Genomic DNA, 25,194 nt, shown 5'->3' on the forward strand with positions numbered 1-25,194 from the left:
CTCCCTCCGAAGGGTTCCCCACGCGCACGCCCGGTTCGGTCTAGGGGGCGGGCGGACCGATCACGAGGTGTCCGGAGCGGGCGTCGCACGCCCGGAGGATTCCGCCGCACGTGAGGTCGTCCGCCGTGCTGGACGTCCAACTCTGCCCGCCCAGAGCGCGATCGGGTGCGCTCGACAGGCTCCAGCCGAAGCTGAACGTGATCCGGTACCTGCCCTCGCTCGTGGGCGGTTGCATCCAGACCATGGCGAGCGGGATCTCGCTCTCGCCGGGGATGAGCTGACCCTCGGCCATCTGGTGGGCGACGGTGACCCATTGGGAGCCGTTCCACCGCTGGAGGTCGTAGGCGGCCACCACATTCTGCGGGACCTCGGTCGACACGGCGTGGGAGCGGAACACCCGGGGCATGGTGTTGGCGTGGAACGTGAGTCGCTGGTCCTGCTCGCTGGTGCCGACCTCGGACACCTGGACCTGGGGCAGTACCACCTGACCGGGCTGCCCGGTCGTCCCTTCGGCGGCATAGGCCGGGGCCGGTGCCGCGGTGGCCGGCGATCCGCACACGAGCGCGGCGGTCAGGGCGACCGACGTGGCCAGGACACGGGAGGGGTTGCGGAGCTTCATCATGAGCGGCCTCACATGTGACGATCACGGGGCCTCATCAAGACTTCTTCTTTCTTCAGGCTATGCCCGCGCACCTCATCTCGCTCGCGCGGCCGCCCACCGGCCCTCGGTGCGTACGCCGGACCGGTATTCGGCCGCGCGTGCGCGTGGCGGAGGGCTGGCGAAGGGCGGCGCGCCGGGGGTGCTCACTCCTTCGGGTGAGATCGCCGGGGGGTGTTCCCCCGTGGGCCGTACGGTCGGCAGAATCGACGCGGCCGCAGGGGCGGACCTGTGGGCCGCAGGGCCTTCGGGCGCTGTCGGTGGCTCGGGAAGGGCCGTGCATGATCCGTTCCAGGTCGTTGGTCTCCGCTGGCTCCCGGCTCCGCCGGCTGGCCCCGCTCGCTCTTCCCACCGCCTGGGGCGCGGTGGCCGTGGTGTGGAAGTTCGGCTGTCCGCTGGCCCGGCAGCCGGGGCTGCCCATGCGGATCGCCACCAGCGTCGTCTTCCTCACCGTCGGCACCGGGCTCGTCCTCGGTGTCCGGCGGGGCCTCGCACGTGAGCTGGCCCGGGTGCGGGCCGTCGCCGACGCCACGCAGCAGGTGCTGCTGCGGCCGCCGCCCGCCAGGCTCGACGGACTGGCGCTGGCCGCCGGGCAGTTGTCGGCCTCGCGGGGCGCGTCCGTGGGCGGGGACCTGTACGAGGCGGTGGCCACTCCGTACGGCGTGCGGATCGTCGTCGGGGACGTGCGGGGGCATGGGCTCGCCGCGCTCGGGGCCGTGGTGGCCGTGCTGGGGAGTTTCCGTGAGGCCGCCCATGACGAGCCCGAACTCGGCGGTGTCCTGCGGAGGTTGGAGCGAGCCCTCGAGCGGCATCTGCGGGAGCGGGCGCGTGACGAGCACCCGGCGCGGAGCGGGGTGGAGCCGGAACATCCGGCGGCCGAGGAGTTCGTGACCCTGCTGCTCCTGGAGGTCGCGGCCGACGGGCGGCTGGCCGTGCTCAACTGCGGTCACCCCGGCCCGTACCGCATCGGACGGCGGGTGGAGCTGCTGCCGCTCGGCGACCCGCTGCCACCGCTCGGCGTCCTTCCGCTGCCCGGCGCGCTCGTGCCGTACGCCGGTTCCCGGCTGCTTCCCGGCGAGACGATGGTGCTGTACACCGACGGCGCGGAGGAGGCCCGTGATCACCGCGGCCGCTTCTTCGCCCTCGACGACGCCCTGGTACGGCTGGCCGGTGAGGCACCCGCGGCGCTGGTCCGCCGGCTCCACGCGGCCCTCCTCGACCACACGGGCGGCCGGCTCGCGGACGACATCGCGCTCCTCGTCGTACGCAACGACCGTGTCCGGGTGCCGGCGCAGCCCGCCGAACCCGGGCTGCGCCGCCCCCGGCCCGCCCCCTCCTCCCACTGTTGAGCGAAGGGGCCGGAACGGGCGTCGCCCGCCCCGCCACGGAGTGTCGGGCAGATCAGCGGGGCGGGCGACGCGGACCGGGCGGCCGCACTGTACGAGGGGGAGCCGGCGGCCCGGTCGTCGCCTTGCGGCGAGAAGCACAGTCAAGCGGTGCGGGGCCGGGCCGGGCAGAGTACGCGGACCGGAAGAACGGGTACTTCGTTCACACCCCGTGCGAAATCCCCCCGTACGGTTTCGGCCACAGGTCACGTCCGACAGCCCTAGGCTGAGTCCACCGAACGACCGGAGGGGGCATGCAGCCCAACACCCTGCTCGACGCCCTGCTCGACGAAGCGGGCGTCTCCCACGCCGGGCTCGCCGCCCGGGTGAACCGGGCCGGCCGGGCCAGGGGGATCCCCCTGCGTTACGAACACACGGCCGTGGCCCGCTGGTTGAAGGGCCAGCGGCCGCGCGGCCAGGTGCCCGACCTTATCTGCGAGGTGCTCGCCGCCCGGCTGCACCGCCAGGTGACCCTGGACGACATCGGCCTCGGAGTGCCGGGCGGAGCACCGCCTGCCTTCGGTACGCCGCTCTCCGGCTTCGTCGAGCGCGCGGCCGCCCTGTGGCGCTCCGACGAGCAGCAGCGCCCGCACATAGTCGGCGCGCACGCCCTGACGGGTACACCCGCGGTGATGCCGGTGTGGGAGTGGGAGAACCCGCCGGAGGACGTGGACGTCTCCCGCGACGGCCGGGGGACCGCGGTCTCCGCCGCCGACATCGCCGTACTGAGCGCCGCCCGGTCCCACTACGAGCAGATGTACCGCAAGGCGGGGGGCATCGCGACCCGCGCCAGGATCGTCGGCTTCCTCACCACCGAGACCGCGCCCCTGCTGCGCGGCGCGTACAGCGACGCGCTCGGCCGACGGCTGCACCGGGCCACCGGCGGTCTGGTGGCGGTGGCCGGAATCTGTGCGTACGACGCGGACGCGCACGGTCTCGCCCAGCGCTACTTCCATCAGGCACTGCGGCTCGCGAAGGCCAGTGGGGACCGGGGGCTCGGCGCCTATGTCATCGCGCTCCTGGTCAACCAGTCGCTGTTCATGGGGGAGTACCGGCAGGCGGTGGCCTTCGCGGAGGCGGCGCTGCGGGCCGCCGGCCGCCAGATCACCCCGGCGCTCGCCGCCGATCTGACGGCGATGCAGGCGAAGGCGTACGCGCATCTGGGCGACGGCGCGGCCGCGCTGGCCTGCATCCGGCGTGCGGAGGCGGAGGCGGAGCGGATCAGCCCGGGCGCGGAGCCCGCCGAGACGGGGTACGTCCAGCCGGGGCTGGTCAACGTGCAGGTCGCGGAGGCCCTGCTCAGTCTGGGTGACCTCCCGGCGGCCCACGAGCACGCCTCGGCGGCGGTCCTGACACCCTCGCACGACCGGGGCCGGGTGCACCGGCTGGCCATGCTGTGCCAGATCGAGCTGCGGCGCGGCGAGGTCGACGGGGCCGCGCGGACGGCGGTGGAGATGACCGAGCGGGCCCGGGGCATGGAGTCGCGGCGGCTGCGGGACCGCCTGCGGCAGGTGCGGGAGCATCTCCTCGCGAGCGGCGGGGGCGACGCCCTGGAAGCGGCGGCTCTCATCGACGGGGCTCTGCGCGTTCCCCTGTAGACCGTCGACTGCTGCGATATTGCCACCAAACAAGCACCGACCAGTCGGAAGGTGGCAAGAACGTGCAGTGGACGAAACTGAGCGAACGCTCTGTCTATGAGAATCGCTGGTTCCAGGTGAACCTCGCGGACGTCGAACTCCCGGACGGCCGCCACCTCGACCACTATCTGATCCGGCTCCGCCCGGTCGCCGTCGCGACCGCCGTCAACGAGGCCGACGAAGTCCTGATGCTCTGGCGCCATCGCTTCATCACCGACAGCTGGGGCTGGGAACTGGCCGCCGGTGTCGTCGAGGACGGGGAGGACGTCGAGACCGCCGCCGCCCGCGAGATGGAGGAGGAGACCGGCTGGCGGCCGGGGCCGCTGCGCCATCTCCTCACCGTCGAGCCGTCGAACGGCCTCACCGACGCCCGCCACCACCTCTACTGGGCGGAGCGGGCCACGTACACCGGTCCGCCGGAGGACGCGTTCGAGTCCTCGCGGCGGGCCTGGATCCCGCTCAAACGGGTCCCCGACATGATCGCCCGCGGTGAGATCCCGGCGGCCAACATGGCCGCAGGGCTGCTGATGCTCCACCATCTGCGCCTCGGCTGAGGCCGCGGCCCGGAGATGTGCCGGACGGCCCGTACCTGTGCGTGTGTACGGGCCGTCCGGGGTTCCGGGGGGAGGCGGAGGTCAGGCGTACGGGTAGAAGCCCGAGCCCGTCTTCCGGCCGAGCCGGCCCGCGTCCACCATGCGCTGGAGCAGCGGGGGAGCGGCGTACAGCGGCTCCTTGAACTCGGCGTACATCGAGTCGGCGATCGAGGCGATCGTGTCCAGACCGATGAGGTCGGAGAGCTTCAGCGGGCCCATCGGGTGGGCGCAGCCGAACTCCATGCCGTTGTCGATGTCCTCGCGGCTCGCGATGCCCGACTCGAACATCCGGATCGCGGAGAGCAGGTACGGCACGAGCAGGGCGTTGACGACGAAGCCCGAGCGGTCCTGCGCGCGGATCGCGTGCTTGCCGAGCGCCTTCTCGGCGAAGGCCTGCGCACGGCTGATCGTGCCCTCGGAGGTGGTGAGGGCCGGGATCAGCTCCACCAGCTTCTGCACCGGGGCCGGGTTGAAGAAGTGGATGCCGATGACGTGGTCGGGGCGGGAGGTCGCCACGGCCAGCTTGACGAGCGGGATGGAGGAGGTGTTCGAGGCCAGGATGGCGTCGGGCCGGGTCATCACCTGGTCGAGCACCTGGAAGATCTCGGTCTTGATCTGCTCGTTCTCGACGACCGCCTCGATCACGAGGTCGCGGTCGGCGAACTCGCCCAGGTCGGTGGTGAAGCTGAGGCGCGCGAGCGTCGCGTCCCGCTCCTCCTCGCTGATCTTGCCGCGTTCGGCGGCCTTCGACAGCGAGTTGTAGAGCCGCGTGCGGCCGAGCTCCAGCGCCTCGCCGGTGGTCTCGGCGACCTTCACCTCAAGGCCGCTGCGGGCACACACCTCTGCGATGCCCGCGCCCATCTGGCCGCAGCCCACCACTCCGACGCGCTCAATGTCGGCCATGGAGTCCGTCACCTCGTGCCTTTCGCTCTTCTCTGGCGGCGGGCCCCGTGTGATTCCGGTGCGTCCGCCTCGACCCCCACGACGTTACCGCTCATTAACCGATGATCGATCGTCCGGGGCGGGCATGCTGTCCGGGTGGGTGTGACGTATCCGACAGCGGAGGGGTACAAGTGCGGCCTATCGGCAGAAGAGGGTTCGTGGCCGGCGCCACCGGGGCGGCGCTCGCGGTGACGGGAGCGTCGGAGGGAGGGACCGGCGAGACCGCCGGAGCCTCCGCCTCCGACGGGACCGGCAGAGCCACCGCCACCGGGTCCCCGGCCCGGAAGGGACCGCACCGCCGGCGTGACTTCCGGGGCGTGTGGGTGGCCACCGTCGCCAACCGCGACTGGCCCTCCCGGTCGGGCCTGACCGCCGAGGAACAGCGCGCCGAACTCCTCGCCCACCTCGACAAGGCCGTCGAGCGCCGGCTCAACGTGGTGGTCCTCCAGGTCCGGCCGGCCGCCGACGCCCTGTGGCCCTCGCCGCACGAGCCGTGGGCGCAGTGTCTGACCGGTACGCAGGGCCGCGACCCGGGCTGGGACCCGCTGGGCACGGCCGTCGAGGAGGCCCATGCACGAGGGCTCGAACTGCACGCCTGGTTCAACCCGTACCGTGTGGCGAACCACACGGATCCCGCCCGGCTCGCCGCGGACCATCCGGCCCGCCTCCGACCGGAATGGGTGCTGCCCTACGGCGGCAAGCTCTACTACAACCCCGGTCTGCCCGAGGTCCGCCGCTTCGTGCAGGACGCGATGCTGGACGCGGTGCGCCGCTACGACGTCGACGCCGTGCACTGGGACGACTACTTCTACCCGTACCCGGTGGCCGGGCAGGTCTTCGCCGACGACGAGGCCTACGCGCGGTACGGGGCGGACTTCCCCGACAAGGCGTCCTGGCGGCGGAACAACACCGATCTGCTGGTCTCCGAGATGGCGGCCCGGATCAAGGAGGTCAAGAAGCACGTGGCCTTCGGGGTGAGCCCCTTCGGCGTGTGGCGGAACATCGCCACCGACCCGGAGGGCTCGGACACCCTTGCCGGAGTCCAGACGTACGACGACCTGTACGCCGACACGCGCAAGTGGATCCGGGAGGGCTGGATCGACCACGTCGTGCCGCAGCTCTACTGGAACATCGGCCTGCCCGCGGCCGACTACGCGAAGCTGCTGCCCTGGTGGGACGCGGTCGTCCGGGGGACCGGCGTCGGTCTGTACGTCGGCGAGGCGCTCTACAAGGCGGGCGATCCCGCCCAGCCTGAGGCCTGGCAGGACCCGGGGGAGCTGTCACGCCATCTGGAGCTCGCCACCACGTACGGGTCGGTCGGCGGGCACTGCTTCTTCGCGGCGAAGGAGGTCGCCGAGGACCGGGCCGGGGCGATGGCCACCGTGGTGGCCGATCACTACCCGACCAGGGTCCGTCCGCCGAAGGGGAGGGCTCAGCCGGCTCCCGCCTCGGGGCGGTGACGCACGACGGTGTCGGGGCCCGGCGACATCAGGGCCTCGTGACCGTCGTCGTCGAATTTCACGCGGTACGGGGGAGTGCCGTTCTCCCCCAGCACCTGCAGAACCTCGGCCGTACGGTCGTGATGACCGACGGTACGGCCGTGCACCAGCAGCTTGTCGCCCACGCTCGCCTGCATCGGGGTGACCTCCTCGCGAACGCGCTAGTCCTGTTCGGGCTCTCTGTCTGCCATTGTGACCCGCGCCACCCCGATTCGTCGCGTCAGCTCTTCGCCCGCTGGGTGACCGCGATGCAGACGAGGACGCCCACGGCGGCGAGCGGGGCGGCCAGGGGCAGCGACTCGCCGAGCAGGAAGACCGACCAGATCAGGGTGAGGAGCGGCTGCGAGAGCTGGAGCTGGCTGGCCTTGGGGATGCCGATCTCCGCCATGCCCCGGTACCAGACGTACAGGCCGAAGAAGGTGGAACCGGCGGCGACCCACACCAGGCCGATGACGCCGTGGGCGTTGAGGTGGACCGGCTCGATCGACAGCGTGACCGCCGAGGCGACGGCCATCAGCGGCAGGCAGAGGACCAGGGCCCAGCCGATGACCTGCCAGCCCGGCATGAGCGACGCGAGCCGGCCGCCCTCCGTGTAGCCGGCGGCGCACACGAGCAGCGCCCCGAAGAGGTAGACGTCGCCCGTGGACACGGCGCCGCCGCTCTGCTGGAGGGTGAAGCCGATCACCACGACGGCCCCGGAGACCGCGGCGAGCCAGAAGGTACGGGACGGGCGTCGCCCGGTCCGGATCGCGGCGAGCGTGGCCGTGGTGAGCGGCAGCAGGCCCACGACGACTGCGGCGTGCGAGGTGGTGGAGGTCTGCAGGGCCAGCGTGGTCAGGAGCGGGAAGCCGATGACGACACCGCCGGCGACGACGGCCAGACCGGCCCAGTGGCGGCGCTCCGGCAGCGGCACCCGGCCGGCGAGGAGGAAGACGCCTGCGATGAGAGCGGCGAGCGTGGAGCGGAAGGCCACCAGGGACCAGGGCCCGAAGCTCTCCAGGCCCCAGACGGTCGACGGGAACGTCAGGGAGAAGGAGACCACGCCGAGGAGGGCGAGCAGGGTCCCACGGGTCCGGGGGGCGGGCGCCTGCGATCCGGAGGCCGGCCGCGCGGTGGCGCCGGTGACCGCGCCGCCGGTGACCGCGGTGGCAGTCACGGTCGAGGTGGTGCTGACCGCTATCGTGCTGGGCTTGGTAGCGCTATCCTGTGCTCTCATGCATGAGCGTAGCAGTGTCGCGGAACTGGCGGAATCTCTGAAAGCGGAGCTCGACCGCTACTCTCCAGGTGGAAAGCTGCCGTCGAGCCGGGCGCTTGTCGAGCGCTACCGCGTCTCTCCGGTCACCGTCACCCGAGCCCTCGCCCAGCTCGCCGCCGAGGGCCTCGTCGTCACCCGCCCCGGCGCGGGCGCCTTCCGTGCCGAGCCGCGCGCCACCCCGGTCGCCGGGGACACCTCCTGGCAGGAGCTCGCGCTCAGCGCCGACACCGCCACCGAGCTCGTCCCCCGGGCCGTCGACGCCTCCGGCGTCCTCGTCACCCTCTCCGCGCCGCCGCCCGGAGTGATCGAGTTCAACGGCGGATACCTCCACCACTCCCTCCAGCCCGAACGGGCCCTCGCCGCCGCCCTCGCCCGCGCCGGACGACGCCCCGGTGCCTGGGGGCGACCGCCCACGGACGGTCTGCCCGAGCTGCGCGAGTGGTTCGCCCGCGAGATCGGCGGGAGTGTCACCGCCGCCGAGGTGCTGATCACCGCGGGCGGCCAGTCCGCCATCACCACCGCGCTGCGTGCCCTCGCCCCGCCCGGCACCCCCGTCCTCGTCGAGTCGCCCACCTACCCGGGCATGCTCGCCGTGGCCCGCGCCGCCGGACTCCGGCCCGTCCCCGTACCGTGCGACGCCGACGGGGTCCGCCCCGATCTCCTCGAAGCCGCCTTCCGCGCCACCGGGGCCCGGGTCTTCGTCTGCCAGCCGCTCTTCCAGAACCCGACCGGCACCGCGCTCGCCCCGGACCGTCGCCGGGAGGTCGTCCGCATCGCCCGGGCCGCCGGTGCCTTCGTCGTCGAGGACGACTTCGCCCGCCGGCTCGTCCACGAGGGCGCGGGCCCGCTCCCCGCGACCCTCGCCGCCGAGGACCCCGACGGCGTCGTCGTCCACGTCTGCTCGCTCACCAAGCCCACCTCGCCCAATCTGCGCGTCGGCGCCCTCGCCGCCCGCGGCCCCGTCCTGGAACGCCTGCGCGCCATCCAGGTCGTCGACAGCTTCTTCGTCCCCCGCCCTCTCCAGGAGGCCGCGCTCGAACTCGTCGGCTCCCCGGCCTGGCCCCGCCACCTCCGGGCCGTCTCCCAGGAGCTCAGGAACCGCCGGGAGGTCATGACCGGCGCCGTCGCCCTCCACCTCCCCGAATTCGCCCTGCCCCGCGTCCCCTCCGGCGGCTACCACCTCTGGCTGCGCCTCCCCGACACCCTGCCCGAGGCCTCGCTCCTCGCCACCGCCCTGCGCACCGGCGTCGCCGTCGCCCCCGGCCGCCCCTACTTCTGCGCCGAACCCCCCGCGGGCCACATCCGGCTGAGTTTCGCGGGTGTGGCGGGCCCCATCGAGATCGCGGAAGGGGTGCGCCGCCTGCGGACGGCCGTCGACGAGCTCGCCACCTGAGCGAGCCCCGGTCCGGGCGAGGGCCCGGACCGGGCCGCACCGCGCCGGCCGTGCGCGGCAAATTCACCTGACACGATCCCGCGGCACCTGGAACCCTGCGGCCATGAACTCCGGCCCCGCCTCCGCCCCCTCCGGCGCCCCCGTCATGCACGGGGCGTACGAGATCTCAGCCGACCCCGCGCGCGTCGACGCGGCCCGCGTCCACCACTGGCTCTCCACGGACGCCTACTGGGCCCTCGGCCGACCTCGGGAGAAACAGGACGCGGCCATCGCGGGATCGCTCAACTTCGGCGCCTATGACGCGGAGACCGGGGAGATGGCGGCGTACGCGCGTGTCGTCACCGACTACGCCACCTTCGCCTGGCTCTGCGACGTCTACGTCGAACCGGCGGCCCGCGGCACCGGCCTCGGCACGGCCCTCGTCGTCGCCGTCCGCGACCACCTCGCCCCGCACGGACTGCGCCGCATCATGCTCGCCACGGCCGACGCGCACGGCGTCTACGAGAAGGTAGGTTTCACGCCACTGCAGAATCCGGACAAGTGGATGGCTCTCGGACAGCAGTGACCCGGCGCCTCTCCGGTCCCGGGAATCGACCCCTTGACCTGGGAGGCCACCGGCCTCACGATCGCGGCCATGAGTCTTCGGGTGACGCTCGTCGCGGCGGCACGCAGCTCCTCCCTGCTCGCCGAACGCTTCGACGACGACCGGCCGCTCGACGAGGCCGGCTGGTACGAGGTGCAGGTCGCCGCGCCCGCGCTCATCCCGCTCGGCGCGGCGGAACTGCGCTACTGCTCCCCGACCCCGCGCAGCCGTGCCACCGGCACCGCCCTCGGCTACGCGCCCCTGGCCCAGCCCGCGCTGCGCGAGTGCGACATGGGCCGCTGGCGCGGCCTCACCCTGGCCGAGGTCGCCGCCCTTGAACCGTCCGCCGTCGACGCCTGGCTCACCGACGCCCGCACCGCCCCGCACGGCGGCGAGCCACTCCTCGCCTTCATCACCCGGATAGGGAACTGGCTCGACACCCGCCCCGCCGAGGACTGCTCCATCGTCGCCGTCGCCGAACCCTCCGTCGTCCGGGCCGCCCTCGTGTACGCGCTGAAGGCGCCGCCCTCCACGTACTGGAACGTCGACGTCCGCCCGCTCTCCACCGTCACCCTCACCGGCCGCCCCGGCCTCTGGCACCTCCAGCTCGACGCGGCCCTGCGCTGAACGACGGCCTCGCCTCCCCGACCGACCGGCACCCGGGGGTGCCCGTGTGGCATCCGGCGGGCACGACGGCAGGCATCCGGCGGGGAAGCAGGCCGCGACCGGCTAGCCTGAGAGCACGATGAACCGTTTGAGCACGTCATGGGGCGCCTTCACGCTGACCCGCTTCCCCGAGGACCCGCGCGAGCAGCTGCGCGCCTGGGACGCGGCCGACGAATATCTCCTGGGCCACCTGGCCGAGAGCGGTACCGACCTGTCCGGCCGCGTCGCCGTCCTCGGCGACCGCTGGGGAGCCCTCGCCACCGCCCTGCAGGCCGCCGGCCCCGCCGAACTCGTCCAGATCACCGACTCGTACCTCGGCGGCCGGGCCACCCGCGCGAACCTCGCGCGCGCCGGCGCCGCCCCGGGGGCCGTCCGGCTGCTGACGACGCAGGACCCGCCGCCCGAGCGGATCGACGTGCTCCTCGTCCGCGTCCCCAAGAGCCTCGCGCTCCTGGAGGACCAGCTGCACCGGATCGCGCCCGCCGTCCACGAAGGCACCGTGATCGTCGGCGCCGGCATGGTCAAGGAGATCCACACCTCCACCCTCAAGCTCTTCGAGCGGATCCTCGGCCCCACCCGCACCTCACTCGCGGTGAAGAAGGCCCGACTGATCCACACCACCCCCGACCCGGCCCTCAAGCCCGGCCGGAACCCCTGGCCCTACCGGTACGACCTCCCGGCCGACACCCCCGCGCCCGGCCTTCCCGGGCTCACCGTCACCAACCACGCCGGTGTGTTCTGCGCCGACCGCCTCGACATCGGCACGCGCTTCCTCCTCGCCAACCTCCCCGGCGGCTTCGGCCGGGCCCGGGTCGCCGACCTCGGCTGCGGCAACGGCGTCGTCGGCCTCGCCATCGCCCTCGCCGAGCCCGAGGCGGAGCTGGTCCTCGCCGACGAGTCGTACCAGGCGGTGGCCTCCGCCCGGGAGAACTTCCGAGCCCACGTGGGCGACGACCGCAAGGTCGAGTTCCTCGTCGGCGACGGGCTCAGCGACCTGCCCGCAGGCTCGGTCGACCTCGTCCTCAACAACCCGCCGTTCCACAGTCACCAGGCCACCACCGACCGCACCGCCCGCCGGATGTTCACCGACGCGCGGCGCGCACTGCGGCCGGGCGGCGAGCTGTGGATCATCGGCAACCGGCACCTCGGCTACCACGTGACCCTCCGCCGCATCTTCGGGAACAGCGAGCTCGTCGCGAGCGACGCGAAGTTCGTGGTCCTGCGGGCCGTGCGTCAGCCCGACCGGGAAGACCCCCGCTGAGGCGTCAGCCCCAGGTGCGGGAGCAGAGGACGAGCGGGTAGCCGTCGGGGTCGGCGACGGTGACGCCGTACTCGTCCCAGTACGGGTTGTGCGCGGGTATCCGCGTACCGCCCGCCTCGACCAGCCGCTCGACCTGCTCCTCCTCGACGGGCGCGCCGAGGTAGACGACGAACAGGTCCTCGACGGTCGGGGCGGGCTCCACCGGGCTGTCGGGGTCGCGCGTCAGCTCGAAGTGCCAGCCGCCGCCGGCCGGGCCGACCATGAGCAGGTCGTGCTTGCCGGGCTCGCGCACGGGGGAGCGCCACTGCACGGCGAGGCCGAGCCCGTCGACGTAGAACCGCTCGGCGGCGGCGAGGTCCCGCGAGGGGCGGGCGATCCGTACGTGGGTCTGCGCATTGACGATCATGACGCCACATTAGGCGGGCAGGGGGAGCCGGGGCCTCAGGGGTGTCCCTCCCGCACCCCGGACCGGACCCTGACACACAGGTCAGGGTCCGGGTCCCACGTCCCGGGCCCCGGCCTCCTCACGCCAGGGTGACGAGCTCCCGGTACTCCTCGCTCCACAGGTCCTCGTCCGCGTCCGGGAGCAGCAGGACCCGCTCCGGGCGCAGCGCGTGGATGGCGCCTTCGTCGTGCGTGACCATGACGATCGCGCCCGGGTAGGTGCCCACGGCCGCCAGGACCTCGTCCCGGGAGGCGGGGTCCAGGTTGTTCGTGGGCTCGTCCAGCAGCAGGACGTTCGCGCCGGAGTGGACGAGCGCGGCCAGAGCCAGCCGGGTCTTCTCGCCGCCGGAGAGCACCCCGGCCGGCTTGTCGGCCTCGTCGCCCCGGAAGAGGAAGGCGCCGAGCACCGCCCGCACCTCACCGTCCGTCAGGTGCGGCGCCGCCCCCGCGAGGTTCTCCCGGACCGTACGGCCCGGCTCGAGGGTCTCGTGCTCCTGGGCGAAGTACCCGAGGCGCAGCCCGTGCCCCCGCACGACCCGCCCCGCGTCGGGCGTCTCCGCCCCGGCAAGCAGCCGCAGCAGCGTCGTCTTCCCGGCTCCGTTGAGCCCGAGGACGACCAGCCTGCTGCCCCGGTCGACCGCCAGGTCCACCCCGCCGAGCACGGGGCGTTCCCCGTACGCCTTGGTGAGCGAGACGGCGCCCAGCGGCGTACGGCCGCAGGGCGCGGGCTCGGGCAGCCGGATGCGGGCGACCCGCTCGGCCTGCCGCGCCGGGTCGAGCCCCGCGAGCATGCGGTCGGCCCTGCGCGCCATGCTGCGGGCCGTCGTCGCCGTCGCCACCCGGGACTTCATGCGTTCCGCCTGCGCGTGCAGCGCGGACGCCTTCCGCTCGGCGTTGGCGCGCTCGCGCACTCGGCGGCGCTCGTCCGCGTCCCGCTGGGCGAGGTAGGCGCGCCAGCCGGTGTTGTGGACGTCGAGAGCGGCGCGCCCCGGGTCGAGGTGGAAGACGCGGTTGACGGTGTCGGTGAGGAACTGGACGTCGTGGCTGATCAGCACCAGTCCGCCCCGGTGCGCGGTCAGGAAGCCGCGCAGCCAGCCGATCGAGTCGGCGTCCAGATGGTTGGTCGGCTCGTCGAGGAGCAGGGTGTCCTCCGGGCCGTGACCGGCGAAGAGGATCCGCGCCAGCTCGACGCGGCGCTTCTGCCCTCCGGACAGCCGGCCGACGGGTCGGTCCAGCACCTCGGCGGGCAGTCCGAGGCCGGCGGCGACCCGGGCCGCCTCCGCCTCCGCCGCGTATCCGCCGCCCGCCTCGAACGCGGCCTCCGCCCGGTCGTACGCGGCGAGCGCCCGCGCGTCGGGTGCCTCGCCGAGCCGGCGGGCCGCCTCCGCGAGCCGCCGGACGGCCCGGTCGAGGCCACGCGCGGAGAGGATCCGGTCGGTGACGGACACGGTCGGGTCGGCGGCCCGCGAGTCCTGCGGGAGGTGGCCGACGGAGCCGGTACGGGTCACGGTGCCGGCGGCCGGGGCGCGCAGCCCGGCCAGGGTGTCGAGCAGGGTGGTCTTGCCGGCGCCGTTGCGGCCGACGAGGCCGATCCGGTCGCCGGGGGCGACGTGGAAGGAGACGCCGGACAGCAGGAGCCGGGCGCCGACGCGCACGTCGGCACCACGAACGGTGATCACGGGATAACGCTCCGAAACAGCTGAGGGACACACGGGTGGCGTGGAAGTGGGTCCGCAGCTAGGAGATTCGGGGCGTAGACATGCGTCGAGGCTAACGGGGCGGGCCGCCTCGGCGCAGGGGAATTTCGTCCCGCCGTGCTCTCAGTCGTCGGGGAAGGCCAGGTCGAGGGCGCGCACACGGTCCTCCCCGGTGGTGATGTCGAGGACGGCGATCCGGTCGTGCCGGAGCGCGAACGCCACCGCGGAGACCGGGACGCCGGCCGCGAAGGCGACGAGCCCGACGGACCCGTCGACCAGTGCGGGCCGCGCCACGCGGGTGAGGCGGGCGAAGGCGGCGGCCGCCTCCGCGACGGCCGGGGCGCCGTGGACCGGCCCGCGCTCGGAGTACGCCACGACGTCCGGGGCGAGGACGGCGGCGAGCGCGCGGGCGTCACGCGCGCGTGCCGCCGCGAGGAACCGCTCCACCACCGCGCGCTGCCGGCCGGGACCGCCGCCGGCACGCGCGGCTCCGCCGCCCCGCATCCGCTCCCGGACGTGCCGGGCGTGCCGCGCGACCTCGACGGGGGAGCCGCCGGTGACCCGCGCGGTCTCTTCCGGCGGGAGTCCGAACAGGTCGTGCAGAACGTACGCGAGCCGCTCCTCGGCCCCGAGGGCCTCAAGGGCCACGAGCAGCGCGAGCCACACGGAGTCCACCCCGTCAGGAACACCGGGTGCCTGCCCTCGCCCCCCATCGCCGACGGCCGAGCCGCCACCCCCCGGCCGCCCGGCGCCCTCCATGCGCTCCCGGAGCCCGCGTGCGCACGCCAGACCCACATGGGCCGCCAGCCAGGCGCGCAGCACACCCGCGCCGTCCCGCCCGAGCTCGGCCCGTGCCGCCGCGAGCACGTCGTCGGCCTCGGCCCGCGACCCCGTCATGTGCAGGGCCAGGCCCCGCAGCAGCTCCTGATCGGCATCGAATCGCCTGGCCAGAGCGGTAAGGAACATGTCGTCGTGCATGGGGCCTCACTTCTCGTCGGTTCCGTCACCGCGTTGACGCGAAGGCGCGCCGCGATGTGACAGGGACCGTGAGACGCGGACCGTGAGACGTGGACCGTGAGACGCGGACCGTAAGACAGGGGCCGTAAGACAGGGGCCGTGAGGCAAGGACCGCGAGCCGGTCCGCCGTGCCAAGCGTCCCTGCTTCAGAGCGTCGGCGGCACAGCCTGAAGATCCGGGGCGGCCTGGGCGGCGGTGTACGAGGAGGCGAAGGTGAACGCGCGCGGGGACGGCCCGTGCGCCCGCAGGTCCGCCAGCCGCTCCAAGGCCTCGCCGACGGTCGGGACGTGCCCCGCGGGAACCCACCAGAGCACCAGGTGCGCCTCGACGTGCCGCGCGAACCAGTCGCGCCGCCGCCGCATCACCTCCAGGTGCCCGCTGCGGTAGGCGAAGTCCCACAGAGCCTCCTGCGTCTCCCACACCGACAGGTTGACGATGACGTCCTCTCCCGCCGGGCGCAGGCCGGTGGCGTCGGCCTCTCCGTCCTCCACGAGCCGCCACACGAAGCCGGGCGCGCCGTCGGCGGCGGCGTTGACCGGATCGAGCATCTCGACGAACGGCGCCACGCGCGGGTCGTCGAGGGGGTGGCGGAGCGTCGCGACGTTGAGCTGGGCGAGGTGGGCGGCGTGCGCGGATGCGGTCATGGCCTCATCCCAGCACGGCGCCCTTTTCTATGTCAATCATCATTGTTTTTAGAGTTCTCGACCACCACGCAGCACTCCCCGGGGCGGGCGTCCATGCGGGCGCGGACGGCGCCGTCCGTGCCGAGCAGTCCTTCCAGGAGTGCGAGGTTCATGCCGCAGACGAGCGGCGGGAAGCGCTCGGCGACGGCATGGAAAGGGCAGTTGCGCATACGGACGACGGGTTCGGTCGTCGCCCCTTCGCCGCTTCCGGCGCCTTCCAGGTGTGGTTCGTAGCCGCGGGTGGCCAGCATCGCGACGGCCTCGTCCAGGTCGCCGCAGGGTGTCGCCGAGCCGCGCAGGGCCTCACCCCGGCGGCGCGCGGCCGCGCAGAGCCCGGCGTCGAGGCCGGCCTGCTCGGCGGCCTCGGCGAGCAGCTCGGCGGCGGTGCGGTAGTCGCGGGCCGGCAGTGACACCGACCGCTCGGCCCGCGCCCGTGTGTAGACCTTGGCGGGGCGGCCCGCCCCCGGCCCCGAGCGGCCCGTCAGGCGGCGGCTGCCGCTCTCCAGCAGGCCGCCCTCGGTGAGCCTGTCGAGATGGTGCGCGGCGAGCGTGCGTGCGACCCCGGCCGCCTCCGCGGCCTCGTTGCGGCCGACCTCGCGGCCCTGTGCCACCACGTACTCGTACAGGCGGCGCCGCACCGGATCCTGCAGCAGCGCAATCGCGTTGATGTCCTCCATCTGGCCATTCTAGGAACGACATAGATTGGAGATAGAAGGCCCACGCCGTCCTCGCGCCGTCCTCGCGCCGCGTCGCGACCACCGCCCGGCGACCGAGAACGGTCGTTGCATAAAACTGCGGGTGCACGTATAGTCATGCCATCCATGAGGAGGGTTTTCGATGAAGGTACGAGCAGCGGTCGCGGGTGCGAGCGGATACGCGGGCGGGGAACTCCTGCGCCTGCTCCTCGCCCACCCCCACGTCGAGATCGGCACCCTGACGGGCCACTCCAACGCGGGCCAGAAGCTCGGTGCCCTCCAGCCCCACCTGCTCCCGCTCGCCGACCGCGTCCTCGCGCCGACGGCGGCCGAGGAGCTCGCGGGGCACGACGTGGTCTTCCTGGCGCTGCCGCACGGCCAGTCCGCCGCCGTCGCCGAGCAGCTCGGTCCCGACGTCCTCGTCGTCGACATGGGCGCCGACTTCCGGCTGCGGAACCCCGCCGACTGGGAGACGTACTACGGCTCCGCGCACGCCGGGACCTGGCCCTACGGCCTCCCCGAACTCCCCGGTGCCCGCGCCGCGCTGGAAGGTTCCAAGCGCATCGCGGTGCCCGGCTGCTACCCCACCGCCGTCTCGCTCGCGCTCTTCCCGGCGTACGACAACGGCCTCGCCGAGCCCGAGGCCGTGATCGTCGCGGCCTCCGGGACCTCCGGCGCGGGCAAGGCCGCCAAGCCGCACCTCCTCGGCAGCGAGGTCATGGGCAGCATGTCGCCGTACGGCGTCGGCGGCGGCCACCGCCACACCCCCGAGATGATCCAGAACCTCAGCGGCCCGGCGGGGGAGCGGGTCACCGTCTCCTTCACGCCCACCCTGGCCCCGATGCCCCGCGGCATCCTCGCCACCTGCACGGCCGCCGCCAAGCCGGGCGTCACCGCCGAAGCCGTACGGGAGGCCTACGAGAAGGCCTTCGCGGACGAGCCCTTCGTCCACCTGCTCCCCGAGGGGCAGTGGCCGGCGACGGCGTCCGTCTACGGTTCCAACGCCGTTCAGGTGCAGGTCGCGTACGACCCGGCCGCGAACCGGATCATCGCCATCAGCGCCATCGACAACCTCACCAAGGGCACCGCCGGCGGTGCGGTGCAGAGCATGAACATCGCCCTGGGCCTCCCTGAGGACACCGGACTTTCCACGATTGGAGTTGCGCCGTGAGCGTGACCGCAGCGAAGGGATTCACGGCAGCGGGCATCGCCGCCGGAATCAAGCAGAACGGCAACCCGGACCTGGCCCTCGTGGTCAACACCGGGCCCCGCCGCGCCGCCGCGGGAGTCTTCACCTCCAACCGCGTCAAGGCCGCGCCGGTCCTCTGGTCCCAGCGGGTCCTCGACGACGGGGAGCTGACCGCCGTCGTCCTCAACTCCGGCGGCGCCAACGCCTGCACCGGCCCCCAGGGCTTCCAGGACACCCACGCCACCGCCGAGAAGGTCGCCGAGGTCCTGAGCGCCAAGGGCCCGGAGGTCGGCGCCGGCGACGTCGCCGTCGCGTCCACCGGCCTCATCGGCGTCCTGCTCCCCATGGACAAGCTCCTCCCCGGCGTCGAGAAGGCCGCGGCCGAACTCTCCGAGCACGGCGGCGAGAAGGCCGCCATCGCCATCAAGACCACCGACACCGTCCACAAGACCTCCGTGGTCACCAAGGAGGGCTGGACGGTCGGCGGCATGGCCAAGGGAGCCGGCATGCTCGCCCCCGGCCTCGCCACCATGCTCGTCGTCCTCACCACCGACGCCGACGTCGACGCCAAGGGCCTGGACAGCGCGCTCCGGGGCGCCACCCGTGTCACCTTCGACCGGGTCGACTCCGACGGCTGCATGTCCACCAACGACACCGTGCTCCTGCTCGCCTCCGGCGCCTCCGGAATCACCCCCGCGCAGGACGAGTTCACCGAGGCCGTACGGGCCGTCTGCGACGACCTCGCCCGCCAGCTCATCGGCGACGCCGAAGGCGCCAGCAAGGACATCCGCATCGAGGTGGTCAACGCCGCGACCGAGGACGACGCCGTCGAGGTGGGCCGCTCCATCGCCCGGAACAACCTCCTCAAGTGCGCCATCCACGGCGAGGACCCCAACTGGGGCCGGGTGCTCTCCGCCATCGGCACCACCCGGGCGGCCTTCGACCCGGACCGGCTCAACGTCGCCATCAACGGCGTGTGGGTCTGCCGGAACGGCTCCGTCGGCGAGGACCGCGAGCTCGTCGACATGCGCTACCGGGAGGTCACCATCACCGCCGACCTCGCCGCCGGCACCGAGTCCGCCGTCATCTGGGCGAACGACCTCACCGCCGACTACGTCCACGAGAACAGCGCGTACTCGTCATGAGCAACACCGCGCGGAAGCACACCGCCCTCCCCAAGGCCGAGATCCTCATCGAAGCCCTGCCCTGGCTCACCCGCCACCACGGCAAGACCGTCGTCATCAAGTTCGGCGGCAACGCCATGATCGACGACGACCTCAAGGCCGCCTTCGCCCAGGACGTCGTCTTCCTGCGCCACGCCGGCCTCAAGCCGGTCGTGGTCCACGGCGGCGGCCCCCAGATCAGCGCCGCCCTCGACCGGCACGGCATCGTCAGCGAGTTCAAGGCGGGCCTGCGCGTCACCACCGAGGACGCCATGGACGTCGTACGGATGGTCCTCGCCGGGCAGGTCCAGCGCGAGCTCGTGGGGCTGCTCAACCAGCACGGACCGTTCGCCGTCGGCATGACCGGCGAGGACGCCCACACCATCACCGCCACCAAGCACCAGCCGGTCATCGGCGGCGAGACGGTCGACATCGGCCGGGTCGGCGAGATCACCGCCCTCGACACCGGCGCCATCGAGGCGCTCCTGGAGGACGGCCGGATCCCGGTCATCTCCTCCATCGCCCGCTCCCAGGACGACGGACATGTCTACAACGTCAATGCTGATACGGCGGCTGCGGCACTCGCTGCGGCGCTGGGTGCCGAGACGCTGATGGTCCTGACCGACGTCGAGGGCCTCTACGAGGACTGGCCGAACAGCGACGAGGTCATCAGCAGGCTCACCGCGAGCCAGCTGGAGAAGCTGCTGCCCGAGCTCTCCAGCGGCATGGTCCCCAAGATGGAGGGCTGCCTGCACGCCGTACGGAACGGGGTCACCACGGCCCGCGTGATCGACGGCCGGGTCCAGCACTCGATCCTGCTGGAGATCTTCACCGACGAGGGCATCGGCACGATGGTCGTGCCGGACGGACAGGGGGACTGATGAGCGGCACCGGCAACGAGCAGCTGACCCAGCGGTGGCAGGGCTCGCTCATGAACAACTACGGCACCCCCCGGCTGCCCCTCGTCCGCGGTGAGGGCGCCAAGGTCTGGGACGCCGACGGCAAGGAGTACCTGGACTTCGTCGGCGGCATCGCGGTCAACGCCCTCGGCCACGGCCACCCGGCGATCGTCGAGGCCGTCACCCGGCAGATCCAGACCCTCGGCCACGTCTCGAACCTCTTCGTCGCCGAGCCGCCCGTCGCCCTCGCCGAGCGGCTCCTCGCCCTCTTCGGCCGCCCCGGCAAGGTCTTCTTCTGCAACTCGGGCGCCGAGGCCGTCGAAGGAGCCTTCAAGATCGGCCGGCTCACCGGCCGCTCCCACATGGTCGCCACCGAGGGCGGCTTCCACGGCCGGACCATGGGCTCCCTCGCCCTCACCGGCCAGCCCGCCAAGCAGACCCCGTTCCTGCCGCTCCCCGGTGACGTCACCCACGTCCCGTACGGCGACGCCGAGGCGCTGCGCGCCGCGGTCACCGAGGACACCGCGCTCGTCGTCATCGAGCCGATCCAGGGCGAGAACGGCGTCGTCGTCCCGCCCCCCGGCTACCTCAAGGCGGCCCGGGAGATCACCCGCGCCACCGGCACCCTCCTCGTCCTCGACGAGGTCCAGACCGGCATCGGCCGCTGCGGCCACTGGTTCGAGTACCAGGCCCACGAAGGCGTCGAGCCGGATGTCGTGACCCTCGCCAAGGGCCTCGGCGGCGGCCTCCCGATCGGCGCGACCGTCGCCTTCGGCCCGGCCGCGGAGCTCTTCGGCCCCGGCCACCACGGCACCACCTTCGGCGGCAACCCGGTCGCCTGCGCCGCCGGACTCGCCGTCCTGGACACCCTCGGGGCCGACGCGGCCCTCGACCACGTCAAGGCGGTGGGGGAGCGGCTGCGCCAGGGAATCGAGGGTCTCGGCCACCCGCTGGTCTCCCACGTCCGTGGTGCGGGCCTCCTGCTGGGTATCGTGCTCACCGGGCCCCTCGCACCCCAGGTGCAGCAGGCGGCCCAGGACGCCGGCCTCCTGGTGAACGCGCCCGCCCCCGATGTCATCAGGATCATGCCTCCGCTGGTCCTCACCGACGCCGAGGCGGACGCCTTCCTCCAGGCCCTCCCCGGAGTCCTCGACGTGGCGAACGGGCAAGGACGAACCGGAGAATGAGACGACGATGACCGACGCGCAGGAGAACGAGCACGGCGGGCCGTCCGTTCCGCAGACCCGCACCGCACGCCACCGCAGGATCGTCGACATCCTCAACCGCCAGCCTGTGCGCTCGCAGAGCCAGCTCGCCAAGCTCCTCGCGGACGACGGGCTGAGCGTCACTCAGGCGACGCTCTCCCGCGACCTCGACGAGCTCGGCGCGGTGAAGATCCGCAACACCGGTGGAGAGCTGATCTACGCGGTGCCCAGCGAGGGCGGCTTCCGCACCCCGCAGGCCCCGCTCGGCGAGTCCGCCAAGGAGGAGCGCATGCGGCGCCTCTCCGGCGAACTGCTGATCTCCGCCGAGGCCTCCGCCAACCTGGTGGTGCTGCGGACCCCGCCGGGCGCTGCCCAGTTCCTCGCGTCGGCCATCGACCAGGCCGAACTCCACGCGATCCTCGGCACGATCGCGGGCGACGACACGCTCCTGCTGATCAGCCGGGACCCGACGGGCGGCCAGGCGCTCGCCGACCACCTGCTGCGCCTCGCGCAGAAGGGCTGACCTGACGCTGACCTGACGCACTAAGGCCCGTCCGGTCAGTACCGGGTGATCGCCGTCGGACCGCTCCGCGTGCCGACGGCGATGTGCGGCCGGCGCGCGGGGTCCGCCCAGGCGAGGACCGCGCGCATGGCGTCGGCCGGTACGGAGACGCAACCGGCCGTCGCACCACGGCCGTTGACGTGCAGAAAGATCCCGGCGCCGCGTCCGCGCACCGGACGGTCGTAGTTGAAGCCGACGACGAGCGCGTGCGCGTACTGCGTGCCGTACGAGACGAGGTGCTCGGCCTCGGCGGCCCGGCAGTCCCGGGGCAGGCCCTCGACCCGTCGGTTGTACGCACGGGAGTCGTTGTCCTGGCACCACCAGGAGCGCTCGGTGACCCGGACGTACGGGAAGCGGGTCCCGGCGGGCCGTGCCCGCACCCCGAAGGCGTACGGCAGCCGGTAGAGCCCGGTGGGCGTGGTGTTCGTGCCCTGCCGGCGCCGGGCCCCCTCGACGAGCCCGCTGGCGCCGAAGCGCGCGGGCGCGGAACCGGCCTTCACCCACCGCCCGCCGCGCCGGTCCCACCAGGTGAGCGTCCCCGTGGTGGCACCCGTACGGGCGGCCTCGGCCGTGATCAGCTGCGAGCCCCCGCCGGTGTCCGCCATCCGCGCGGGCAGCGGCGGGGGTACGGGGGCGGGGGCGGCGCCCAGGGAGAGCAGGGCGGCACCGAGGGCGAGGAAGACGCGCATGGGCGCGACGCTAGGCCGCACCCGCCGGCGCCGCCCCTCGTACGCGGCCGTTCGGTGGCGGTGTTGGTGACGGTGGCCGGTCCGCCCCGCTCCGCTCCGGCCGGTCCCGGTCAGCCCCGGCCGGTCCCGCGCCGACGGGCGACCCCGAGCACCCGCCGGACCCATGAACACGGCTCGGGGACAGGTGCGTCCTTCGGCACGCCGACGGGTACCGGGCGTGGCGCCGGTACCGGTGTCGGGTCAACGGCCGGGAGGTGGTCGTCCCAGGGAGCCAGCGCCTTCCGCGTCTCGCGTACGACCCGGGGCGATTCGTCGTCGAGCAGCGGTGCGAGCCGGGGGAACCGGACGGCGTCGAGCAGCCGCAGTCCCACCACGGCGGAGGCCCGCACCCGGGGCCGTTCGTGCGCGGTCAGCGACCAGAGCGCCGGCGCGTCCGCGACCCGGTCGCCGCACTCGGCGAGCCCCGTCGGAGCGAAGTCGGGCGTCGGCTCCCCGGACGCGCAGGCGGCCCGGTAGAGCGGCAGCGGATCCGTGCCCGCCTCCCGGAGGGCCCAGCGGGCGCAGGCCCGGACGAGCGCGGAGCGGTCGTACAGGAACGGCTCGGCACCGGCGGCCCGCCCGCCCCGGCGCAGCGCCGTCACGCCCGCCGCCCGCACGCGGCCGACGTGGGAGGCCAGCAAAGGGGCGAGAACCGTCTCGTCGACGGCGTCGCCCGCGGCGGCGATCGCCGCGCTCGCGCACACGTCCTGGACGACCACGTCGAGGTCGGTGGCGGCGATCGCGGCGAGCCGGGCGGGGGACAGGAGGCCGCGCTCGATCGCGACCCGGTGCGCGAGCCGGCGAAGGGCCCGGTCCTCGGCGGCGAGCAGCGGGGCCAGCCGCCCCTCCGGAACCTCGCGGAGCCACGCGGTCAGCAGCTCGCGCGCGGCCTCGCCGCGCAGCCGCCGGCCCTCCCGGAGGGCGACGGAGGCCACGGCGGTGAGCGCCTCGGGTGCGAGACCGGGCAGCTCCGCGCCCAGCAGGGCCCGGGCCCGCTCCCGTACCGGCTCGGCCCAGTCGGCGCACCGGATGACGACAAGGGGGAGGAGCGCCGGGGCGCGGGCGACATGGGGAAGGGCGGCCTCCCGGGTCCGGCCGTCGGGGGCGCACAGGGCGAGGGCCAGTTCGAGGACGGCGGGCTGCCCGGGCGGCGTGGCGGAGAGCGGCTCGCCCGGCACCGGACGGAGACTGCCGCACCGGACCAGACCCCGGACCTGCGCGTCCAGCTCGGCCCACGCGCCGGGGTCGGGCCCCTCCAGGGCTCGGGCGAGGAGATCCGTGACGTCCGCGTGCGCGCTGCTCGACATGACGGGAGCCTAGGTCCAGGGGCTTGGGGACGCTCCGGAACTACGGGATCGCCGTGCCGACACCGACCCGACAGGCACCGCATTGACAAAACATACGGTGCATCGCATAGTTATGCCTACCAGAGGGCGCGCGACGGCCGCCCGGCGCGACCCGCACACGTACACCCACCCTCCCGAGGAGCAGCAGTGAGCAGCAACAACGGTGACGTCCGGCTCTGGGGCGGCCGGTTCGCCGACGGCCCCGCCGAGGCCCTTGCGAAGCTGTCCGCGTCGGTCCACTTCGACTGGCGTCTCGCGCCGTACGACATCGCCGGCTCCCGCGCCCACGCGCGTGTGCTGCACAAGGCGGGCCTGCTCACCGAGGACGAGCTGACCCGCATGCTCGCGGGCCTCGACCAGCTGGAGGGTGACGTCGCCGACGGCTCCTTCGTCGGCACCATTGCCGACGAGGACGTCCACACCGCGCTGGAGCGTGGCCTGCTGGAGCGGCTCGGCCCGGACCTCGGCGGCAAGCTGCGCGCCGGCCGGTCCCGGAACGACCAGGTCGCCACCCTCTTCCGGATGTACCTCCGGGATCACGCCCGGATCATCGGCGGCCTCGTCGCCGAGCTCCAGGACGCCCTGGTCGGCCTCGCCGAGACGCACGCGGACGTCGCCATGCCCGGCCGTACGCACCTCCAGCACGCGCAGCCGGTGCTCTTCGCCCACCACGTCCTGGCCCACGCCCAGTCCCTCTCGCGGGACGCCGAGCGGCTGCGGCAGTGGGACACCCGGACGGCCGTCTCCCCGTACGGCTCCGGCGCCCTCGCGGGCTCCTCGCTCGGGCTCGACCCGGAGGCGGTCGCCAAGGACCTCGGCTTCGAGCGCGGTTCGGTCGGCAACTCGATCGACGGCACGGCCTCGCGCGACTTCGTGGCGGAGTTCGCCTTCATCACGGCGATGATCGGGGTGAACCTCTCCCGGATCGCGGAGGAGATCATCATCTGGAACACGAAGGAGTTCTCCTTCGTGACCCTGCACGACGCCTTCTCCACCGGCTCGTCGATCATGCCGCAGAAGAAGAACCCGGACATCGCCGAGCTGGCGCGGGGCAAGTCGGGCCGCCTCATCGGCAACCTGACGGGCCTGCTCGCCACCCTCAAGGCCCTCCCGCTCGCGTACAACCGCGACCTCCAGGAGGACAAGGAGCCGGTCTTCGACTCCTGCGACCAGCTGGAGGTCCTGCTCCCCGCCTTCACCGGCATGATGGCCACGCTCACGGTCAACCGCGAGCGCATGGAGGAACTGGCCCCGGCCGGCTTCTCGCTCGCCACCGACATCGCCGAGTGGCTGGTCAAGCAGGGCGTGCCGTTCCGGGTGGCGCACGAGGTCGCCGGCGAGTGCGTGAAGGTCGCCGAGTCCGAGGGCAAGGAGCTGGACGAGCTCACGGACGAGCAGTTCGCCAAGATCTCCGAGCACCTCACCCCCGAGGTCCGCACGGTCCTCAACGTCCCCGGCGCCCTCGCCTCCCGCGACGGCCGCGGCGGCACCGCCCCCTCGGCGGTCGCCACCCAGCTCGTCGAGGTCAAGGCGGACCTGGTGATCCAGCACGCCTGGGCCACCGCCAAGCAGAAGTAGCCCCGCAGCAGCGCCCCTCAACCCATCACAGCGCCGCCGCCCACTCCGGGCGGCGGCGCTGTCGTCGTTTCTCCGTGCCACGGGGCCTTCCGGCACTTTTTGAGACACTGAGGAAT

At 73.4% G+C, this 25,194-nt stretch carries 25 protein-coding genes; 14 read left to right on the forward strand and 11 right to left on the reverse strand.

Features of this window, described 5'->3' with window-relative positions; genetic code table 11:
* Positions 1-40 precede the first annotated feature (40 nt).
* Positions 41-622 (reverse strand): hypothetical protein, encoded by a 582-nt coding sequence (locus DEJ46_RS32080; RefSeq protein WP_150271970.1) that lies wholly within the window; start codon positions 620-622, stop codon positions 41-43.
* A gap of 317 nt (positions 623-939) precedes the next feature.
* Between DEJ46_RS32080 and DEJ46_RS32085 the strand changes: the two genes are divergently transcribed.
* The 3 genes from DEJ46_RS32085 to DEJ46_RS32095 all read left to right on the forward strand — a co-directional run bounded on the left by DEJ46_RS32085 (position 940) and on the right by DEJ46_RS32095 (position 4,234).
* On the forward strand, positions 940-2,007 hold the full coding sequence (locus tag DEJ46_RS32085) for a PP2C family protein-serine/threonine phosphatase (RefSeq protein WP_150271972.1): 1,068 nt from the start codon (positions 940-942) through the stop codon (positions 2,005-2,007).
* A 290-nt stretch (positions 2,008-2,297) separates the two neighbouring features.
* A complete protein-coding gene (locus DEJ46_RS32090; protein ID WP_150271974.1) occupies positions 2,298-3,641 on the forward strand; it encodes a transcriptional regulator in 1,344 nt (447 codons plus the stop codon).
* A 62-nt stretch (positions 3,642-3,703) separates the two neighbouring features.
* On the forward strand, positions 3,704-4,234 hold the full coding sequence (locus tag DEJ46_RS32095; protein ID WP_190622997.1) for an NUDIX hydrolase: 531 nt from the start codon (positions 3,704-3,706) through the stop codon (positions 4,232-4,234).
* Positions 4,235-4,315: 81 nt separating this feature from the next.
* On the opposite strand, the gene DEJ46_RS32100 is transcribed toward DEJ46_RS32095, so the two are convergent.
* Positions 4,316-5,176, reverse strand: coding sequence for a 3-hydroxybutyryl-CoA dehydrogenase (locus DEJ46_RS32100; protein WP_150271976.1), 861 nt, complete (start codon positions 5,174-5,176; stop codon positions 4,316-4,318).
* 197 nt (positions 5,177-5,373) lie between these two features.
* Here DEJ46_RS32100 and DEJ46_RS32105 point away from each other — a divergent pair, with 197 nt between their 5' ends.
* The gene (locus DEJ46_RS32105; protein WP_190622999.1) at positions 5,374-6,675 is read left to right on the forward strand and encodes a glycoside hydrolase family 10 protein; all 1,302 of its coding nucleotides are present in this window, start codon (positions 5,374-5,376) and stop codon (positions 6,673-6,675) included.
* On the opposite strand, the gene DEJ46_RS32110 is transcribed toward DEJ46_RS32105, so the two are convergent.
* Together DEJ46_RS32110 and DEJ46_RS32115 are read right to left on the reverse strand one after the other, a co-directional pair.
* Positions 6,648-6,851 (reverse strand): DUF1918 domain-containing protein, encoded by a 204-nt coding sequence (locus DEJ46_RS32110; RefSeq protein WP_150271978.1) that lies wholly within the window; start codon positions 6,849-6,851, stop codon positions 6,648-6,650. The two genes, DEJ46_RS32105 and DEJ46_RS32110, sit on opposite strands and share 28 nt — an antisense overlap.
* An 83-nt stretch (positions 6,852-6,934) precedes the next feature.
* A complete protein-coding gene (locus DEJ46_RS32115) occupies positions 6,935-7,930 on the reverse strand; it encodes a DMT family transporter (RefSeq protein WP_150271980.1) in 996 nt (331 codons plus the stop codon).
* Between DEJ46_RS32115 and DEJ46_RS32120 the strand changes: the two genes are divergently transcribed.
* From DEJ46_RS32120 to DEJ46_RS32135, 4 genes are all read left to right on the forward strand, one after another.
* Positions 7,929-9,362 carry a PLP-dependent aminotransferase family protein gene (locus DEJ46_RS32120; protein WP_150271981.1) on the forward strand — a complete coding sequence of 478 codons (1,434 nt, stop codon included), beginning with the start codon at positions 7,929-7,931 and terminating at the stop codon, positions 9,360-9,362. The genes DEJ46_RS32115 and DEJ46_RS32120 overlap by 2 nt on opposite strands.
* Before the next feature lie 103 nt (positions 9,363-9,465).
* Positions 9,466-9,927, forward strand: coding sequence for a GNAT family N-acetyltransferase (locus DEJ46_RS32125; protein ID WP_223835243.1), 462 nt, complete (start codon positions 9,466-9,468; stop codon positions 9,925-9,927).
* A gap of 69 nt (positions 9,928-9,996) precedes the next feature.
* Entirely contained in the window at positions 9,997-10,572 is a 576-nt protein-coding gene (locus tag DEJ46_RS32130; RefSeq protein WP_150271983.1) for a histidine phosphatase family protein, read from the forward strand.
* Positions 10,573-10,690: 118 nt separating this feature from the next.
* Positions 10,691-11,872 (forward strand): methyltransferase, encoded by a 1,182-nt coding sequence (locus tag DEJ46_RS32135; protein ID WP_150271985.1) that lies wholly within the window; start codon positions 10,691-10,693, stop codon positions 11,870-11,872.
* A 4-nt stretch (positions 11,873-11,876) separates the two neighbouring features.
* On the opposite strand, the gene DEJ46_RS32140 is transcribed toward DEJ46_RS32135, so the two are convergent.
* The 5 genes from DEJ46_RS32140 to DEJ46_RS32160 form a co-directional block, all read right to left on the reverse strand.
* Complete coding sequence (locus tag DEJ46_RS32140) at positions 11,877-12,278, reverse strand: VOC family protein (RefSeq protein WP_150271987.1); 402 nt, start codon at positions 12,276-12,278, stop codon at positions 11,877-11,879.
* 118 nt (positions 12,279-12,396) lie between these two features.
* Positions 12,397-13,995, reverse strand: a complete 1,599-nt coding sequence (locus tag DEJ46_RS32145) for an ABC-F family ATP-binding cassette domain-containing protein (RefSeq protein WP_190623001.1) — start codon at positions 13,993-13,995, stop codon at positions 12,397-12,399.
* A gap of 141 nt (positions 13,996-14,136) precedes the next feature.
* Positions 14,137-14,991, reverse strand: coding sequence for a sigma factor-like helix-turn-helix DNA-binding protein (locus DEJ46_RS32150; RefSeq protein WP_150271989.1), 855 nt, complete (start codon positions 14,989-14,991; stop codon positions 14,137-14,139).
* A gap of 185 nt (positions 14,992-15,176) precedes the next feature.
* Complete coding sequence (locus DEJ46_RS32155) at positions 15,177-15,674, reverse strand: DUF3291 domain-containing protein (RefSeq protein WP_150271990.1); 498 nt, start codon at positions 15,672-15,674, stop codon at positions 15,177-15,179.
* 32 nt (positions 15,675-15,706) lie between these two features.
* A complete protein-coding gene (locus DEJ46_RS32160) occupies positions 15,707-16,390 on the reverse strand; it encodes a helix-turn-helix transcriptional regulator (RefSeq protein WP_150271992.1) in 684 nt (227 codons plus the stop codon).
* Positions 16,391-16,550: 160 nt separating this feature from the next.
* Between DEJ46_RS32160 and argC the strand changes: the two genes are divergently transcribed.
* The 5 genes from argC to DEJ46_RS32185 are packed head-to-tail and all read left to right on the forward strand — an operon-like array spanning position 16,551 to position 21,387.
* The gene (argC, locus tag DEJ46_RS32165; RefSeq protein WP_150271994.1) at positions 16,551-17,579 is read left to right on the forward strand and encodes an N-acetyl-gamma-glutamyl-phosphate reductase; all 1,029 of its coding nucleotides are present in this window, start codon (positions 16,551-16,553) and stop codon (positions 17,577-17,579) included.
* Positions 17,576-18,742 carry a bifunctional glutamate N-acetyltransferase/amino-acid acetyltransferase ArgJ gene (gene argJ, locus DEJ46_RS32170; RefSeq protein ID WP_150271996.1) on the forward strand — a complete coding sequence of 389 codons (1,167 nt, stop codon included), beginning with the start codon at positions 17,576-17,578 and terminating at the stop codon, positions 18,740-18,742. The genes argC and argJ overlap by 4 nt, the downstream gene beginning before the upstream one ends.
* Entirely contained in the window at positions 18,739-19,641 is a 903-nt protein-coding gene (argB, locus tag DEJ46_RS32175; RefSeq protein WP_150271998.1) for an acetylglutamate kinase, read from the forward strand. Before argJ ends, argB begins: the two co-directional genes overlap by 4 nt.
* The gene (locus tag DEJ46_RS32180; RefSeq protein ID WP_150271999.1) at positions 19,641-20,846 is read left to right on the forward strand and encodes an acetylornithine transaminase; all 1,206 of its coding nucleotides are present in this window, start codon (positions 19,641-19,643) and stop codon (positions 20,844-20,846) included. The genes argB and DEJ46_RS32180 overlap by 1 nt, the downstream gene beginning before the upstream one ends.
* 7 nt (positions 20,847-20,853) lie before the next feature.
* Positions 20,854-21,387, forward strand: a complete 534-nt coding sequence (locus DEJ46_RS32185; protein ID WP_055644505.1) for an arginine repressor — start codon at positions 20,854-20,856, stop codon at positions 21,385-21,387.
* Positions 21,388-21,422: 35 nt separating this feature from the next.
* Here the strand turns inward: DEJ46_RS32185 and DEJ46_RS32190 are convergent, their stop codons facing one another.
* Both DEJ46_RS32190 and DEJ46_RS32195 read right to left on the reverse strand, forming a co-directional pair.
* Positions 21,423-22,115 (reverse strand): L,D-transpeptidase, encoded by a 693-nt coding sequence (locus DEJ46_RS32190; RefSeq protein ID WP_150272000.1) that lies wholly within the window; start codon positions 22,113-22,115, stop codon positions 21,423-21,425.
* A gap of 110 nt (positions 22,116-22,225) precedes the next feature.
* The gene (locus tag DEJ46_RS32195) at positions 22,226-23,461 is read right to left on the reverse strand and encodes a hypothetical protein (RefSeq protein ID WP_150272002.1); all 1,236 of its coding nucleotides are present in this window, start codon (positions 23,459-23,461) and stop codon (positions 22,226-22,228) included.
* 186 nt (positions 23,462-23,647) lie between these two features.
* Between DEJ46_RS32195 and argH the strand changes: the two genes are divergently transcribed.
* Positions 23,648-25,078, forward strand: coding sequence for an argininosuccinate lyase (argH, locus tag DEJ46_RS32200; protein WP_150272004.1), 1,431 nt, complete (start codon positions 23,648-23,650; stop codon positions 25,076-25,078).
* The last annotated feature ends 116 nt before the right edge of the window (positions 25,079-25,194 follow it).

The sequence above is a fragment of the Streptomyces venezuelae genome (genome assembly GCF_008642375.1).
Classification (GTDB): domain Bacteria; phylum Actinomycetota; class Actinomycetes; order Streptomycetales; family Streptomycetaceae; genus Streptomyces; species Streptomyces venezuelae_G.